Origin of the sequence: Phenylobacterium sp. CCH9-H3, assembly GCF_001557235.1 — a bacterium.
GTDB lineage: Bacteria > Pseudomonadota > Alphaproteobacteria > Caulobacterales > Caulobacteraceae > Phenylobacterium.
On the sequence record NZ_LSJI01000299.1, the window covers coordinates 23,989 to 38,042 of the forward strand.

Genomic DNA, 14,054 nt, shown 5'->3' on the forward strand with positions numbered 1-14,054 from the left:
TCTGCTGCAATTGCGACTGGTTTGCAGCAGCTTAGACCCTCTAGCCACTTGAGGAGCAAGCGCAGTCTCGCAGGGCGACTTGATCCTCAAGTGGCTTGAGGTTGTAGAGTCTGGTTCGGAGACGCGCATGACCGAGAACCTTCTTCGGGTCATCCTGGACTCGCGCCGGACGTGGTGCGACGGCCCCGAGGCTATCGCCGGACGCCAGCGCGCCCGTGTCGCGGACATCGTCGCCCACGCGCGCGTCAACTCGCCGTACTACGGTGAGCTATATCGTGACCTGCCGGATCGGGTTGAAAGCGCCGAGCAGCTTCCCGTCACCGACAAGAAGAGGCTCATGGCGCGCTTCGACGACTGGTGCACCGACCGCGCCGTGACGCTGGAAGCCGCAGAGGCGGTCGTCGACGATCCCGGGCGGATTGGTGAGCGGTTCCTCGGCAAGTACACGCTGGCGACCACCTCAGGCACGACCGGCCGCCGCGGGATATTCCTGACCGACGATCGCACGATGGCGGTCGTGACGGCCATGATGCTCCGCTGGATGGGTGATTGGCTCAGCCCGAGCGACATCCTCAAGATCATCGCCCGCCGCGGCCGATTGGCGATGGTCATGGCGACGGGCGGCCACTTCGCGTCGGCCGTCGCCGCGGCGCGCCTGAAGAAGCAGCGCGGAAACCGCGTCGAGGTGCTCTCCGCGCACATGCCGATGGCGGAGCTTGTCGAGCGGCTGAACCGCTTCCAGCCGGCACTGCTTACGCCCTACGCCAGCATGGCGGCCATGCTGGCCGACGAACAGGAAGCCGGGCGGCTCCACATCGATCCCGTGCTGCTGGTCCTCGCGGCCGAAGGTCTGCCGCAGCCGGAGTACGGCCGGATAGCGCGCGTGTTCGGCGCCAAGGTCGGCAACAGCTACGCCGCCTCGGAGTGCATGTTCCTCAGCTACATGTGCAGCGAAGGTTGGCTGCACGCCAACGCCGACTGGGTGGCGTTCGAGCCGGTCGATGCCGACTATCGGCCGGTCGCGCCCGGCGAGCCGTCGCACACGGTCCTGATCAGCAATCTGGCCAATCGTGTGCAGCCGATCCTGCGCTACGATCTGGGCGACAGCGTCCTGCAGCGGCCGGGCCCGTGCCCGTGCGGCAACCCCTTGCCCGCGATCCGCGTTCAGGGTCGCTCCGCGGACGTTCTCACGTTCCGGACTGCGGGCGGCGATGTCCGGCTGCCCCCGCTGGCGCTGAGCCAGCCCGTCGAGGGCGTCAGCGGAGTCACGCTCTTTCAGATCGCGCAGTCCGAGCCGGAAAGATTGGAATTGCGTCTGCAAATCGCGCCGACAGCGAATGCGGACACCGTCTGGCGCGAGGCCGAGGCCGGCCTGCGCAACATGCTCGCCGTGCATGGGCTCCAACACGTCGCCGTCGAGCGCGGCGGCGAGCCGCCGGAGCAGGGTCGCGGCGGGAAATTCCGGGAGGTCATTCCACTCTCACTGTGACGACGCGACGGCAACCGAAAGGAACCTGTAATGCCAAGTCAAAATCATGCAGTCGGTAATCCCGACCGGGCGCTTGGCGGCTCACGAAACTGGTCCGTCATCATCGGTCGCGTCCTGCTGGTGTGGGCGCTGATCGAAGCGGGGCTTTCGGGTCTGGTCGACCTGTCGGGCCGTTCCTTCCTGGGTATCGGTCCGGAACACTTCGCGTTTGACGGGATCATCGCCGCGCTCGCCGGAATAGGCTTCGTCCTCGACGGCTCGGCGCGTCGCCTGGCGAGAGGTCGCTGAATGGCTGGCGACGGCGGCGGACATCGGCGCCGCGAACCCGGCCAATCAACGACGTTGGTGGAGAGCGCGATGAACAAGCCCCCGATCCCGAAAGATCTGGCTGCCGAGATTGCCCGCGTCCGCCGTCAGGCTGCCCTGTCTTTCGTGTTTTGCGCGCCCGTTCTCGCCGCGGCCCTCTGGTGGCTGCCGCGGCAGTTTGAATTTCCGGTCGAGATGGGCGACCGGCTGGCTTTCGCCGCTCGGGCGAGCCTGCTGATCATGCTCTGGGTCCTGATCGGCGTCGGGACCGTCGGGAGGCTCCGGCGCAAGTCGGCGCACGACACCGCGGGCTCTGCCTACGGCCCGCCGAGCGAGCGGCTCAGAGTTCCGCTGGCCTTCCTGCAGAACACGCTCGAGCACGCGGTGCTGGCCGCGTTTGCCGCCCTTGCGCTCGCCACCGTCAAGGGCGAGGCCCCGCTCGCCTTCATCGTGGGAATGGTGGTTTTGTTCGCGGTCGGGCGCATCACCTTCTGGCGCGGCTACCCTCGTGGTTCGCCTGGCAGAGCGTTCGGCGTCGTGACGACGGCGTTGCCGATCATGGGCGCCTTCGCCTGGGTCATCTACGACATGGTCGACGGCCTGCTCCGTGGCGTGATCTAGCTCGAACGAGTTCCGCCGAGAGGCCTGGGATTGGTGGCGCCCTGCCTCGCTGGTCGGGCCACCTTTGCGTTGGGCTATGGTCGTGTGGCGCGTGCGGCCCGGCCTTTGGCATGGCCCTGACCGGCGCGCCCATCATCTTCGGGCTCCTCGCCGCCGGCGCCCTGAGGATCGCGGGCCGCTGACTGGGAGCCTGTCTCGGCCCTGCCCCGTTTTGGGCTTGATCCTCAAGTGGCTAGAGGAGCTAGGGTGCAGGGATGAGGATGGTTCCGCCATGACAGACGGCCCTGCCAGCGAGCGCGCCCAGTACCGGGTCACCGGGATGGATTGCGGCGACTGCGCCGCCAAGATCGAGGCCGGCGTCCGCAAGCTCGAGGGCGTCGGTGACGTCCGGGTCTCCATCGCCTCGGAGCTAATGACGCTGCACGTCGACGACCGCGAACGCCGCCTTCCAGACGTCGAGCGCGCCGTACAAGCCCTCGGCTATCACCTCGAGCGGGTCGACGCCGCCGCGCCGGGGGAGGCCGACGAGGCGAGGGACGCCATCCGCCGTGACCCGGCCTACCGGCGGGCGCTCTGGATCGTGGTCCTGCTGAACGTCGGCTACGGCATCATCGAGATCGGCGCCGGCCTCGCCGGCCAGTCCCAGGCCCTGCAGGCCGATGCGCTCGATTTCTTCGGCGACGGCCTTATCACCTTCCTGGGACTGCTGGCGATCGGCTGGGGCCTCGCCTGGCGCGCCCGCGCCGCCCTGATCCAGGGCGTGTTCCTGGCCGTTCTTGGCGTCGGCGTACTGCTCGGGACGGCCTATCGCGTCCTCGTGCTCAACGAACCCAACGCCGAGACGATGGGGCTGTTCGGCGCCATCGCCCTCGTGGTGAACGTGGTCGCCGCCCTGGTGCTGATGCGGCATCGCGCCGGCGACGCCAACGCCCGCGCGGTCTGGCTGTTCTCGCGCAACGACGCGCTCGGCAACCTCGCGGTGGTGATCGCCGCGGGCCTGGTCGCGTGGACCCGCACGCCCTGGCCGGACCTGGTCGTGGCCTTCGTGATCGCCGGCCTCTTTCTGCAGTCGGCCTGGTCGATCATCCGTCATGCGCGGAGCGACCTTCGCGAGGCGGGCGCCGATGGCGTGCTCGCACCGCGGCCCTAGGCGGGTTCCGAATCCAGCATGCCGCGGATGTCGCCCTTGAGGATCGGCGCCGATGCCGCCCAGCTCGCGGTTTTGCGCCGCGCCGTAGAGGCGTTCAACGCCGGCCGCTGGGCGGAGGCCGAAGCACTGGCGCGCCAGGTTCTGGCCCGCCAACCCGCGGACCCCTCGGCGCTGAACGTGCTCGGCGGCGCCGCCATGAACACCGGCCGCCATCAGGAGGCGATCCCGTTTCTGGAACGGGCCGCGCGCGGCCAGCCGCGCAATCCGTTCATCGCGTTCAACCTGGCCGAGGCGCTTCGCCGGAGCGGCAATGCGGCGGCGGCCCTACGCGCCTTCCGGCATGCGATCCAGCTGAAGCCGGATTTCGCCGAGGCCCACGCCCACGCCGGGGACGCCTGCCGCGCGCTCGGGCGGTCCGACGAGGCCGAAGCGGCCTATCGCCGCGCCCTCGCGCTCCGGCCAGGGTTGCCGACGGCCCTGATGGGCCTAGGCGTCGTGGCTCGGAAGGCGGGTGACCTGGAATCGGCGGCGCGCTTCCTCGGCGACGCCCGCGACGCGCTCCTCGGGCAACCCGGCCGTGCGGCCGCCTGTTCGCAGCTCGGCGTCGTGCTGCTCGACCTGGGCCACCGGCCCGAGGCGCTCGCGGCGTTCGACGAGGCGGTCCGGCTGGCGCCCGAAGTTCCGGACTACTGGCGCCTCCTGGCGCGCGGTTTGCGCGACAGCAAGGTCGCGCCGGAGGGCGCGGCGTTCCGGGACACGCTGCTGGCGCTCTTCGCCCGGCCCGACGTCAATCCCCGCGGACTCGCCACCGCGGCTCTGGTCGTCCTCAAGCGCAATCCGGCGTTCGCGGGATTGCTCGACGCGATCGCCGCAGACCCCGCTGGCGTCGACGGCATCATCGCCGAGCGAAGGGCGAGTGCCGTAGCCTTGCTGGCGGACCGGGTCTTCCAGACCCTGATGGTCGCAGCCCCGATCCCCGATGTGGCGGTGGAGCAGCTCCTCACCAGCCTGCGCCGGGACGTGCTTCTACAGGCCGCGGAGGCCCCGTCGGAATCGGCCACCGAAGACCTCGACCTGATCTGCGCCCTAGCGCAGCAGTGCTGGCTCAACGAATACGTCTACTTCGTCACCCCAGCGGAGCAGGCTGCGCTTGAGGCGCTTCGGGCCGCTCTTGCGCAGCGCGATGACGACGAACGGCGCTGGGGCGCCGTGGCCCTCATCGGCTGCTACATGCGCCTCGACCAGGCGCTCGGGGCGGCGAACCTTCCGGCGGATCCGCCGGCGTCGCTGCAAGCGGTGTTGCGCCAGCAGATCGAGGAGCCGCGAGCTGAGCGCGAGCTGGCCGCGGGCCTGCGAAGCCTGCGGCCGGTGCAGGACCGGACCTCCCGAGCTGTGCAAGCCCAGTACGAGGAAAACCCCTATCCGCGCTGGACCCGCTGCGGCCAGGGGGAGCCGGCCGCTCTCCGCGATGTCGTCGCCGCCGCGCTGCCGCATCTTCCATCTCGCGAGCCGCCAACTGTGGCGTCGCCGCGCGTGCTGGTCGCCGGCTGCGGCACCGGGCTGGAGACAATGCGGGTCGTGACCGCTTACCGAGGTGCGTCCGTCGTCGCGTTGGACTTGAGCCGCGCGAGTCTGGCCTACGGCGCGCGCAAGCTCGCGGAGTACGGCGTCGAAAATGTGCAGCTCGTGCATGGAGACATTCTCGACGTTGCGCGGCTCGGCGAGGAGTTTGACCTCATCGAGAGTTTCGGGGTCGTTCACCACATGGCCGATCCGGAGCGCGGGCTCGCCGAGTTGCGCACGGTTCTGAAGAGGGGCGGGTTGATGCGCCTTGGCCTCTACAGTGAGCTCGGCCGGGCCGGCGTGGTCGCCGCCCGCGGGCGGATCGCCGCCCGCGGCTACGCCCCCGACGCCTCCGGCGTTCGCCAGTTACGGCGCGAGATCATGACCGAGAGCGACCTTGCGCCGGACCTTCGGGGCCTCCTGAGCCCGGTGTCGGACTTTTGGACAACGTCCGACTGCCGCGACCTACTGTTCCACGTGCAGGAGCATCGGTTCGGCCTGCTGCAGATCGACGAGATGATCTCCCGCCTGGGCCTCACCTTCCTGGGGATGGAGCCGCGCCACGGCGCCGACCTTCAGCGGTTCCGCGGCGAGTACCCGGCCGCCTCGAGCTTGCGGTCGCTGCGCGACTGGCACGCGTTCGAGCAACGCCATCCCGAGACCTTCGGTGAGACCTATCGGTTCTGGCTGCGGAGAGATTGATCCGACCAGCAGGAGCTCGCGCGCGAGGTAGGTTCGCGATGGTTCTGACAATCCTCCGGAAGTCACCGACGGTTGCGGCCTGAGACCGAAAATGCCTCCAGAGGTCTGCGGGCGGCCCTTCAGAATGGAACCATCACGCGGATCAAGCTCTTCGTCCGCGATGGGGCACGCTTGGGATTCGGCGGCGCCGAATGCTGAGAACCGAGCCAGGAGGTGCAACATGAACTGGAAGGAAATCGCCAAGTTCTTCAGCGGCTTTGAAGCCTTTCACGCCGCGTTCCACGCGTACCTGTGGACCTCGGGCACGGCCATCACGCTGTTCGGCCTGACGTTCACGCCGGCCTGGCACATGGCGGGTGGCCCGCTGAACGCCCTGATCGCCTTGGCGCTCGGCTACTATGCGTGGGGACGCAGGCACGTGAGTTCGGGCGGAAGGGGCGTGCCCGCATAACCTAGACCGAGAAGGGCCGCTCGCCTCCTTTCTCCCTGCAGCTTGGAGCCCGGGCCTAGCATTCATACGTACTGCCGAAGAGGTCGGGATGGCCCCTTTTGGCCCAAGCCGCCGGGTCCAAGGCCGCCGGCAATGCCCCCCTCTTTCGCGCTCGTTAGACACCGCCCGCCGCTCGACGGCGCGTCCTTGCGGCCGCGCACGGGCTTTTCGCGTCAACGCTCCCGGTCGGGCGATCGCCTTCATCCACTCATCGCCGCGACGACGCGAGACGCAGCGCGGTTGGCGACCTGTTTGATGGGGTCATCGCTCAGGTGGGCGTAGATCTCCGTGGTGCGCGACTGCTTGTGACCCAAGACCTTGCCGACCATGAACAGCGACGCGCCGTCGGCGATGGCAAAGCTGGCGAAACTGTGCCGCAGGTCGTGTAGCCGCACATTTGTCAGCGGGGGCACATCGTCAGGGTGATCGCCAGCCTCCTGCGCTCGTTTTCGCGAGACCTGGTTGGCCCGCATCCTGACCTTCTCCCAGTGGTGGCCAAGGCCGACATAGCAGCCTTCTCCCTTCATCGCGGGGAGCACGAAGCGTGAGCGCCGCTTCGGCTCCGGTCGCTCCCCGGAATTGTGGCCGCGCATATCCGGCTCGGCGCGGTTCGCCTCCCAGCGCCGCTTCAGGATCGTGACGGCGGCGTCCGCGAGGGGAACGACCTTCGCGCCCGTCTTCGAATCCGGCAGGCGCAGGCAGCTCTTGGTCCAGTCGACCCACGACCATTCCAGCGTGAGGATCTCGCTCTTCCGACACCCCGTGAGCATCAGCAGCCGCACCGCGTCCGCCATGACCTCCATGTGCGGCTGTTCCCGCTCGATCTCGGCGATCGCTTCGCTGAAGCAGGCGACCTCCTTCTCCGAAAGGTATCGCTCGCGGCGCGTCGTCTTGAAGCCCTTCACGCCGCGCGCCGGATTGTGGGTCACGCGGCCGGTCTCGATGCCCCATTGGTAGCAGGCGGCGAGCACGACGACGGCCATGGAGGCGATACGCTTGCCGCCCTTCACGTTCGAGCGGCGGCGGTGACCGGTCTTCTCGGATCTGGCGGTCTTACCCTTGGAGATGTCGAGCTGCATCATCGCCACGTCGTTCTTGGTGACGTCGCGGGCGAGGATCCGGCCGATGAGCGGCTTGATGTGGTTCTTGAAGATCCCGCGGTCGGTGTCCCAACTGCTGTCCTTCTTCTCAGGCTTCAGCGCGGGCCCGTCCTCCAGGTAGGCGTCGGCGAGTTCGGAGACGCTGATCGCGCCGCGCTCCTCGGCCTTGGCGTCCTGCGGATCGACCCCGCCCCGCAAACCGTGCAGCAGATCGCCGGCGCGATCGCGGGCTTCCTTCACGCCATAGTCCGAGCGGAGCGGGCCCATGGTGTGCTTGCGCTTCTTGCCGCCACGCCGGTAGACCAGGATGAAGCTCTTCGAGCCCGTGGGCCGGACCCGGACGCCCAGGCCTGTCACCTCGGTGTCCCAAACGACGTACTCCGCGGCCTCCGGGACGAGGGCGGCGACCAGTTTTTCAGTCAGTTTCGGCATCGCGCGAGGCCCTTTTCTGGGTACCGCATGGGTACCAGCAGGCAAAATTGGTACCCAGGTTTCACCCGTTTCCAGTTTTGCCCAACGCCTCCATTTCTTCAACTCCCACAATGACTTAGAAACGAAATGAGACAGCCTGAAACAGGCCGAAAAAGGCCTCCGGGGCCCATGGCATTCAAGAGGTCAGCGGTTCGACTCCGCTTAGCTCCACCATGAGGGCCTCCGGCAGACAGCCGGGGGCCCTCATCATTTTGGGGCCTGCCGCACCCGTCCCGGCTCCTGCGCCTGGACGCGACGGACGTCACCGAAGCGATGCGATCACCACCTCGGCCAAGGCGGCGGAGGACCCCGGGTTCTGGCCGGTGAGCAGGTTGCCGTCCTGGACCACGTGGACGGACCAGTTGGCGGCCTGCTGATAGGCGGCCCCGCGCCGGCGCAGGGTGTCGGCCAGCAGCCAGGGCGCGTTTTCGGCCGTGCCGAACTCCACCTCCTCCTCGTCGCTGAGTGCGGTCATCCGGCGGCCGGCGAAAGGCCAGCGGCCTTGCTCGTCGACCGCCGACAACAGCGCCGCAGGGCCGTGGCAGACGGCGGCGATCACCTTCGCCTGCCGGTCGGCCTGCACCAGCAGGCGGCCCATGTCCGGATCCTTGTACAGGTCCTCCACGGGGCCGTGCCCACCTGGAATGACGATGGCGTCGTAGAGGGTGACGTCCGCGTCGGACAGGACCATGGGCGATGCGAGCCTGGCGGCGTTGGCCGCGAGCCAGTCACGCATCCGTAGGGCCAGGTCTTCCCCGACCACGGCGGGATCGAGGCTGCGCTTGTCCATCGTGGGCGGGGCTCCGCCCGGGCTGGCGAGGTCGACCTGGAAGCCGGCGGCGATGAACGCCTCGTCCATGACGACGAACTCCTCGGCCCAGATGCCCGTCTCGTAGATGGATCCGTCGGCTCTGGTCCATCGGTCGGCGGCCGACAGGACGATCAGGATGCGGGTCATTGTGCTGCTCCGTCTGGAGTTACGCGTGCGCCGGGGCTGTCCGGTGCGCGGCGCACGCGAGTTCGGGTTCAAATGTTCTGGCCGCCGGAGACCTCGATCCGCTGAGCGGTGACCCAGCGGTTGTCCGGACCGAGCAGGCTGGCCACGGCCGGACCGATATCGTCCGGGGCGCCGACCCGCCCCAGGGCGGTCATGCTCGCGAAGGCTTCGTTGTAGGCGGGCGTGTCGCGCACGGCCCCGCCCAGGAAGTCGGTCTCGATGGCGCCTGGCGCGATGGCGTTGGCGGTGATGCCGCGCGCGCCCAGTTCCTTCGCCATGTAGATCGTCAGGATCTCGATCGCGCCCTTGGCCGCCGAATAGGCCGAGAAGCCGGGATAGGTCACCCGCGTCAGCCCGGACGAGAAGTTGACGATCCGCCCGCCGTCCTTGAGCAACGGCGCCAGCGCCTGGGTGAGGAAGAAGACGCCCTTGACGTGGACGTTGAACAGCAGGTCGAACTGCGCCTCGGTGGTCTCGGTGAAGGGCGCCATCTCGCCGTGCCCGGCGTTGTTGACCAGGTGGTCGAGGCGGTCGCGGCCCCACGCGGACGTCAGCGCCGCGCGAACGCTCTCGACGAACCGCGGAAAGCTTTCGACGTCGCCCACGTCGAGCTGGAGCGCCACGGCCTTGCGGCCCAGGCGCTCGATCTCCTCAACCACCGCCTGCGCGCCGTCCGCGCCATTGCGATAGGTGAGGATCACATCGCCGCCGCGGCGCGCGATGCTGAGGGCGGTGTTCCGGCCGAGCCCGCGGTTCGCGCCGGTGACGAGGGAGATGGTGGTCATGGTTCGCTCCTGAAGTTGGCGTGCGTCGTCGCGAGCTTCCTCTCCGCGCCATGCCCGGGCGGCAGACATCAGTTCCGGCGACAGGAGATGCCTACAGATGCGACTGGGCGGGCAGAACGACTTTGTATATGTGTCAGCCATACCTCACAGGCATGGATCGCGATGGAGCTGCGGCACCTCAGGTATTTCGTCGCGGTCGCCGAGGAAGGCAGCCTCACGGTGGCGGCCGAGAAGCGGCTCCATACCGCGCAGCCCTCCCTCAGCCGCCAGTTGCGGGACCTGGAGCATGAGGTTGGCGCTCAGCTCTTCGTGCGCACGTCGCGCGGTGTGGAGCTGACGGCCGCAGGGCGCGCCTTCCTGGAACACGCGCGGCTGACCCTGCACCAGGCGGCCGAGGCGGTCGCCGCCGCACGCCGGGCGGCGCGCCCCGCCAAGGCCAGCTTCTCCGTCGGATTCCTCACCGGCCAGGAGGTCGAGTGGCTGCGGCACGTGACGCATGTGCTGCAGGACCAGCTGAAGGAGATCGACCTGCGGGTCTCCAGCGACTTCTCACCCCACGTGGCCGAGGCCGTGGCGCGCGGGGACATCGACCTGGGCTTCTCGCGGATCGAGCCGCAGGCCGAGGTCAGCTACAAGGTGATCGCGCGCGAACCGATCTCGGTGATCCTCCGCGCGGACCATCCTCTGGCCGCCCGCGCCGAGATCGACCCGCGGGACTTCGCCCCCGACGCCTTCATCGGCTACTCGGACACACCGCACGTCCTGCGCGGCGTCGTCGAGCGATACCTCCATGACCGGGGCGTCACCGTCTCGCCGACACACTTCCTCGACGGCTTCGCCACCGGGATCTCGCTGGTGGCCTCCACCGGCGGCGTCACGCTGCTGCCGGCCTATGTGGAGCCGCTGTTGCCCTCGTCGGTGGTGAGCCGCCCGCTGGTGGGCAACGCCCCTGTGATCGAGGTCGCCGCCGGCTATCGGGCCGACAACCCGTCGCCGGTGCTGAAGTACTTCCTCGAACACGTCGACCAGCTGATCGCAACCAGATCGGCGGCGGCCAGCACCTCGCGCAGGTGATCTTCCGCGGCTGCGGGCGTCCGTCTCTGCTCGGCGCCATCCAGGTCGCGCGCCGAAAATCGTGAACGGCGGGGCCGCGGCGCGTTCGGAACAGGGCGCGCCCCGACCGGTTCACCCCTGATCCCCGATCAACCTGGCAGGAGGCGAACATGCACGCCCAACAGATCATCGCGACGCACCCCCACGTCCGTGGCAGTACGAACGACGCGCTGATCCGATGCATCGAGGAATGCTACGACTGCTCGCAGACCTGCACCTCCTGCGCAGACGCGTGTCTGGGCGAGGAGATGGTCCAGCAGATGACCCAGTGCGTCCGCACCTGCCTCGACTGCGCGGACGTCTGCCTCACCACCGGCCAACTCAGCACGCGCCGCACCGGCTCCAACGAACGGCTGATCGCCGCCATGCTGGAGACCTGCGAGGAAGCCTGCCGCCTCTGCGCCGAGGAGTGCGAGCGGCACGCGAGCCGAATGGAACACTGCCGCATCTGCGCCGAGGCCTGCCGCCGGTGCGAACGCGCCTGCCAGGAGGCCAGCCGGACGTTTGGCCAGACGGTGCAGTAGGTCGGCGGGCCTGACCCTCACCCTGAGCACCATCCGATGACGGCGAGCCTCGGGAACCCCGCAGACCGTTGACGGCGGCAAGTAAGTCGGAGTGCTGTTCGGGTCGGAGTTCAGTGCCGCTTATGACCCGTTTCGCAGACGTCGACGATGCACGCCTCCACTGCCGCGCAAGCCGCCAGTGGGGCGGGTTCTCGGCGAACCGCATCCACGCCACGGCGGGTCGGCACGCCACGGACGCCCGGACCGATCATCGGCTGGTCTTCTATGAAACGGGTGGCGTCGCCGCCGAGTGCGGCTGCGAGGGCGTGCGCCGGGTCCACACCCTGACGCCCGGGGCCTTCGACCTCGTTCCCGCGGGGGCCTCCGGCTATTGGGAAGACGCCGCCCCGGTGCAGTTTGTTTCCGTTCGCATCGACCCGAGGCTGCTCGCGGACACCGCGGAGGCGCTGGCCATCCGCGGCTCCATCGACCTGGCCCCCCGGATCGGCGCACGCGACGCGGTGATCGAACCTATCGTCCGGGCGCTGGCGAGCGAGATCGAGGCGCCGCAGCCCGCCGCCCGGATCTATGCCGACAGCCTGGGGGCCGCCCTGGCGTCGCGTCTGCTGCAGAGCTTCATGGCCTCCGGCGCCCCCCGCCACCGCAGCCTGTCCAAGCCGCAGCAGCGCCGGATCGCGGACTTCGTGGAGGCCAATCTGGCGGAAGACCTGCCCCTGGAGCGGATCGCAGCCGAGGCGAGCCTCAGCATCCCGCACCTGACCGCTCTCTTCCGCCGCACCATGGGCCAGTCCGTCCACCGCTACGTCATGGAGCGGCGGGTGCAGCGCGCCCGCGCCCTGCTTCAGGACCACCGCCTCAGCACCGCGGAGGTCGCGCACGCCTGCGGCTTTTCTCACCAGAGCCATCTGGCGCGCTGGACGCGCCGGGTCCTCGGGGCGACGCCCTCGCAGATCCGCGCGCCGTGACGCCGGCCCGACAGCCCTTTCCCGACAGGTATCAGGACATGCCCCAACCCACGGCCTTCGCGCGGTCACTCCTGATCGCGACGGCTTGCGCCCTGGCCGCCGCCTGCGCCCATTCGCCTCCAGCGCCCAGGCTCGAGGCGCGGGCGATCGAGGCGCATACGCGGTTCCTGGCCGACGATCTGCTGGAGGGCCGCGACACCGGCGCCCGCGGCTTCGACATCGCCGCGGCCTATGTGGCGGCCCAGTACGCCGCGGCCGGACTGCAGCCCGGCGTCGGCGACAGCTACTTCCAGCCGCTGAAAGTGCGGCGGCGCACGCTGGAGAGCACACAGATCAGCTATGCGGGCGGCGGCGACAGCATCGAGCTGGTCAACGGCGTCGACGTGGCCCTCGACGCCAGTCCCTACGCCACCCGCGAGACGATGGACCTGGAGCTCGTCTTCGTCGGGTGGGGAATCGACGCGCCGCAGCTCGGCCTGGACGACTATGCGGGGCTAGATGTCCGCGGCAAGGCCGTGGTCCTGATGGAGGGCGCGCCCGCCACCCTCGCCCCCGCCCTGCGCGCACACTACAGCTGGATCCAGCAGAAGGAGCGGATGGCGGCCGCCCGGGGCGCGGCGGCGGTCCTGACGCTCAAGGCGCCAGCCCGCGAGAAGTACTCGCCCTGGGAGCGGACCCGAATCTACCGGCCGCTGCCGGCGGTGGGCTGGATCGGCGAGCGGCGACCCGGGGAGGTGCTTCCGCCGGCGGCCACGATGACGCTCGGCCCCGCCTTCACCCGGCAGCTCTTCTCCAAGGCCGGCCAGGACATCGAGGCGATCTATCGGGCCGCGGACACGGCGCCGCCGCGCGGCTTTCCGCTGGACGGTCGCATCCGCATCGCCCGGGCCTCGCGTCATGAGGACGCCAGTTCGCCGAACGTGATCGGCGTCCTGCCCGGGGCCGATCCGAAGCTAAAGGGCGAGTACGTCGTGGTGGCCGCGCACCTCGACCATGTGGGGATCGGCCCGGAGGTCGCCGGGGACCGGATCTACAACGGCGCCATCGACAACGCCGGCGGGGTCGCCGTGATGCTGGACGTCGCCCGCGCCGTGGCCGCCGGCCCGCCGCCGCAGCGGACCGTGCTGTTCATCGCCACCACGGGCGAGGAAAAGGGGCTGCTGGGCTCGGACTACTACGTGACCTATCCCACCGTGCCGCTGGAGAAGATCGCCGCCGCGATCAGCGTCGACGGCCTGATGACCTTCCACGACTTCGGCGGCATCGTCGCCCTGGGCGCCGACCATTCGACCCTGGGCCAGATCTCGGCGGCCGCGGCCAAGGCCATCGGCGCCGCGCACGTCCCCGACCCGATCCCGGACCGGGGCAACCTGGCGCTCAGCGACCAGTACCCGTTCCTGCGCCACGGCGTGCCGGTGCTGTTCCCCAACCCCGCCCGCGGCCTGCCCCGTTCGGGCCCGGACGGCATCGCCGAATGGGACGGCTACGAGAACACCGCCTATCATCAGCCGTCGGACGACATGAACCTGCCGATCCGCTGGGACCAGGCCGAGCGGTGGGCGCGGTACATCCACGGCGTGATCGAGGGCGCCGCCAACGCTTCGCAGCGGCCGACGTGGTACGCCGGCGATCCCCTGGCCCAAGCCTTCGCGCCCCACGCGGCCCGCGCCCGGCCGCCGGCGCCGTGAGCGCAGCTCCGCATCTTCGCCTGCACGCATGCTCCTGATCCACGGCGCCGAAACTCCACATCGCAGGCGCAGGCGCCGAGGCCGATCTGG

The 14,054-nt window shown here is 69.4% G+C and carries 13 protein-coding genes; 10 read left to right on the forward strand and 3 right to left on the reverse strand.

Translation table 11 applies throughout. The features are described from left to right. Positions 1–127 precede the first annotated feature (127 nt). The 6 genes from AX721_RS26290 to AX721_RS26315 all read left to right on the forward strand — a co-directional run bounded on the left by AX721_RS26290 (position 128) and on the right by AX721_RS26315 (position 6,282). Positions 128–1,489 carry a phenylacetate--CoA ligase family protein gene (locus AX721_RS26290; protein ID WP_068878914.1) on the forward strand — a complete coding sequence of 454 codons (1,362 nt, stop codon included), beginning with the start codon at positions 128–130 and terminating at the stop codon, positions 1,487–1,489. 120 nt (positions 1,490–1,609) lie between these two features. After that, entirely contained in the window at positions 1,610–1,777 is a 168-nt protein-coding gene (locus tag AX721_RS27670; protein ID WP_156467395.1) for a hypothetical protein, read from the forward strand. Beyond that, positions 1,778–2,416 (forward strand): MAPEG family protein, encoded by a 639-nt coding sequence (locus AX721_RS26300; protein ID WP_231733235.1) that lies wholly within the window; start codon positions 1,778–1,780, stop codon positions 2,414–2,416. 271 nt (positions 2,417–2,687) lie between these two features. After that, on the forward strand, positions 2,688–3,566 hold the full coding sequence (locus AX721_RS26305) for a cation transporter (RefSeq protein ID WP_197422727.1): 879 nt from the start codon (positions 2,688–2,690) through the stop codon (positions 3,564–3,566). Positions 3,567–3,602: 36 nt separating this feature from the next. Then, positions 3,603–5,831 carry a class I SAM-dependent methyltransferase gene (locus AX721_RS26310; protein ID WP_231754765.1) on the forward strand — a complete coding sequence of 743 codons (2,229 nt, stop codon included), beginning with the start codon at positions 3,603–3,605 and terminating at the stop codon, positions 5,829–5,831. A 220-nt stretch (positions 5,832–6,051) separates the two neighbouring features. Next, positions 6,052–6,282 carry a hypothetical protein gene (locus AX721_RS26315; protein ID WP_068878918.1) on the forward strand — a complete coding sequence of 77 codons (231 nt, stop codon included), beginning with the start codon at positions 6,052–6,054 and terminating at the stop codon, positions 6,280–6,282. A gap of 239 nt (positions 6,283–6,521) precedes the next feature. On the opposite strand, the gene AX721_RS26320 is transcribed toward AX721_RS26315, so the two are convergent. The 3 genes from AX721_RS26320 to AX721_RS26330 form a co-directional block, all read right to left on the reverse strand. Further along, positions 6,522–7,955: a site-specific integrase gene (locus AX721_RS26320; RefSeq protein ID WP_156467396.1), complete on the reverse strand. Its 1,434-nt coding sequence runs from the start codon at positions 7,953–7,955 to the stop codon at positions 6,522–6,524. 199 nt (positions 7,956–8,154) lie between these two features. Beyond that, on the reverse strand, positions 8,155–8,850 hold the full coding sequence (locus AX721_RS26325) for a type 1 glutamine amidotransferase domain-containing protein (protein WP_068878920.1): 696 nt from the start codon (positions 8,848–8,850) through the stop codon (positions 8,155–8,157). A 68-nt stretch (positions 8,851–8,918) separates the two neighbouring features. Then, entirely contained in the window at positions 8,919–9,674 is a 756-nt protein-coding gene (locus tag AX721_RS26330; RefSeq protein WP_068878921.1) for an SDR family NAD(P)-dependent oxidoreductase, read from the reverse strand. A gap of 162 nt (positions 9,675–9,836) precedes the next feature. Between AX721_RS26330 and AX721_RS26335 the strand changes: the two genes are divergently transcribed. From AX721_RS26335 to AX721_RS26350, 4 genes are all read left to right on the forward strand, one after another. Then, a complete protein-coding gene (locus tag AX721_RS26335) occupies positions 9,837–10,748 on the forward strand; it encodes a LysR substrate-binding domain-containing protein (RefSeq protein ID WP_068878922.1) in 912 nt (303 codons plus the stop codon). Between the two features lie 149 nt (positions 10,749–10,897). Beyond that, positions 10,898–11,311 carry a four-helix bundle copper-binding protein gene (locus AX721_RS26340; protein WP_068878923.1) on the forward strand — a complete coding sequence of 138 codons (414 nt, stop codon included), beginning with the start codon at positions 10,898–10,900 and terminating at the stop codon, positions 11,309–11,311. A gap of 122 nt (positions 11,312–11,433) precedes the next feature. Continuing rightward, positions 11,434–12,276 (forward strand): helix-turn-helix domain-containing protein, encoded by an 843-nt coding sequence (locus tag AX721_RS26345; RefSeq protein WP_068878924.1) that lies wholly within the window; start codon positions 11,434–11,436, stop codon positions 12,274–12,276. 38 nt (positions 12,277–12,314) lie between these two features. Continuing rightward, positions 12,315–13,964: a M20/M25/M40 family metallo-hydrolase gene (locus AX721_RS26350; protein WP_068878925.1), complete on the forward strand. Its 1,650-nt coding sequence runs from the start codon at positions 12,315–12,317 to the stop codon at positions 13,962–13,964. Positions 13,965–14,054: the final 90 nt, after the last annotated feature.